This is a genomic window from Ochrobactrum sp. SFR4, from assembly GCF_019730395.1.
Taxonomy (GTDB): Bacteria; Pseudomonadota; Alphaproteobacteria; order Rhizobiales; family Rhizobiaceae; genus Pseudochrobactrum.
Window position 1 is genome coordinate 1 of record NZ_JAAPBB010000202.1, and the last position, 459, is coordinate 459.

At 47.9% G+C, this 459-nt stretch carries 1 protein-coding gene; it reads right to left on the minus strand.

Translation table 11 applies throughout. The annotated features are described in order from the left end of the window. Window positions 1-194 precede the first annotated feature (194 nt). A partial coding sequence (locus tag HBA93_RS18605; RefSeq protein WP_221724290.1) for an efflux RND transporter permease subunit occupies window positions 195-459 on the minus strand: 265 nt, incomplete at its 5' end.

Genomic DNA, 459 nt, shown 5'->3' on the forward strand with positions numbered 1-459 from the left:
TGATCGGCGCCAGATCAAGTACGGATAATTTTGTCATGCCATTATATATATAGCAGAGACTACAAAATGCCAGAGTGCAAAATCACAAGCCTGATTATTTTCCTCAAATTTCGCGCAAATGTGATCTGCACACCCTGCCAAACAAGAAAAGGCCGGTCACAGGACCGGCCTTTTCTTTATTGTTCTCTGCCACATTAATGGTGAGCAGATTGTACTTCTGCCTTCAGCTCTTCTTCTGTCGGAACCGAAACCAGAGGTTTAACAGTCTTCGCAGAAATCAGAGTGTAGAACATTGGCACCACAAACAATGTGAACACTGTACCCACAACCAGACCGGTAAAGATCACCAGCCCCATCGCCTGACGGGCAGCAGCACCAGCACCGGATGCCATCATCAGAGGTACAACACCGAGCGCCATAGCAGCAGTTGTCATCAGGATCGGACGCAGACGGGTTTTA